The sequence below is a fragment of the Salinihabitans flavidus genome, assembly GCF_900110425.1.
Taxonomy (GTDB): Bacteria; Pseudomonadota; Alphaproteobacteria; order Rhodobacterales; family Rhodobacteraceae; genus Salinihabitans; species Salinihabitans flavidus.
Genome location: NZ_FODS01000073.1, coordinates 1 through 1,531, shown reverse-complemented (window position 1 = coordinate 1,531; position 1,531 = coordinate 1). Strand labels below are relative to the sequence as shown.

Here is a 1,531-nt window from a genome sequence, read left to right as displayed (position 1 = left end):
TCATTATTCGCTATACATATTCAAATCGTTGCATCATTGTCAGACGGGTGGCAATGTATTTTTCGCAGAGCCCGCTTTACATTATCAGCTCTAAGGGCAGAAGGATCACTCAAATGACCGACAAGAACGCGTATATCGAAAAAGCCAAGGCGAAAATCGACGAATGGAACGCCGAGATCGACAAGATGAAGGCACAGGTCGACGAGGCCGATGCCGACGCGAAGATTGAGGCGCAGAAGCAGCTCGACGAGGCGCGCGAGCAGCGTGACGAGGCCGAGGCGAAGCTGAAAGAGCTGCGCGAAGCCAGCGACGACGCCTGGGACGACATGAAGGCGGGCTTCGACAAGGCTTGGGACAGTATCTCCGGCGCCTTCGACAATGCCATGTCGCGTTTCAAGTAAGGAAAGCGCCGATGACCACGTTAAACACACTACGCGCGGTGGGGCTCATTGCCCTTTTGGCAGTGCCCGCCGCCGCGCAGGATACGGATACGCTGACCACCAGCGAAGAGGTGCGCGCGGAAATCTCGGAAGCTATGGAGGCCATTGCGGCCTACTCCGAGCAGGAGCGCGAGCAAGCGCTGGCTGAGGCGCGCGAGGCGCTGAACCAGCTCGACGCCGAGATCGAGCGGCGCGAGCAGGCCCTACGCGAGAACTGGTCGGAAATGTCCGACGCCGCGCGCGAGACCGCCGAAGCGCGGCTGCGTGATCTGCGGCAGGCGCGCAACCGCCTGGGCGAGCGCTACGGTGCGCTGGAGTCCGGCGCAAGCAGCGCTTGGGACGAACTGAAGACCGGCTTCTCGGACGCGTGGGGCGCTTTTTCAGAAGCGTGGAGCGCGGCAGACGAGGACGCTTCCAACAAGTGACCGTCCAGCCCATGCCGCCCGCGTAAGGATCGCGGGCGGCGAAGGGTCGGACCGAAGCATTTATGTAGGATCACCATGGACACAGCCCATTGGATCGTCGTCGCGGCGGCGCTTCTCACCGCGATCATGACCGGCGTCGGCGCGCTGCCTTTCCTGTTCGTTAAGAAGGTTAGCGACCGGACGATGGGCTGGTCGAACGCCGCCGCCGCAGGGCTGATGCTGGCCGCCAGCCACAGCCTGATCGCCGAAGGCGTGTCGCTTGACATCACGCTGACGCTGGTGGGCGTGCTTGCGGGGCTGGACGCGATCGTTCTGGCCGACAGGCTCCTGTCTGGCGCGGGCGACGTGGAAGTGGCCGACTTGCAGGGCGCAGGCGCGGCCAAGGCGCTCTTGATCCTCGGCATCATGACGGCGCATTCCTTTGCCGAGGGCGTGGGCGTCGGCGTGTCCTTCGCCGGCTCCGAGGGCTTGGGCGCCTACATCACCACGGCCATCGCCTTCCACAACGTGCCCGAGGGGCTGGCCATTGCGCTGGTGCTGGTGCCGCGCGGCTCACCCGTCTGGAAGGCCGGCTCTGGGCGATCTTCACCAGCCTGCCGCAGCCGATCATGGCCGCGCCCGCGTATCTGTTCGTCGAAACCTTCCGACCCTTTCTGCCCGTTGGCC

General features: G+C 63.9%; 3 protein-coding genes. All 3 read left to right on the top strand.

The genetic code is table 11. The annotated features are described in order from the left end of the window. The first annotated feature begins 113 nt into the window (after nucleotides 1-113). The gene (locus BMW66_RS19835; RefSeq protein WP_093120891.1) at nucleotides 114-401 is read left to right on the top strand and encodes a sll1863 family stress response protein; all 288 of its coding nucleotides are present in this window, start codon (nucleotides 114-116) and stop codon (nucleotides 399-401) included. 11 nt (nucleotides 402-412) lie between these two features. Continuing rightward, nucleotides 413-865 carry a sll1863 family stress response protein gene (locus BMW66_RS19830; protein ID WP_093120890.1) on the top strand — a complete coding sequence of 151 codons (453 nt, stop codon included), beginning with the start codon at nucleotides 413-415 and terminating at the stop codon, nucleotides 863-865. Nucleotides 866-940: 75 nt separating this feature from the next. After that, nucleotides 941-1,531, top strand: a 591-nt coding sequence (locus tag BMW66_RS19825; RefSeq protein WP_175483345.1) for a ZIP family metal transporter, incomplete at its 3' end; no start/stop codon positions are given.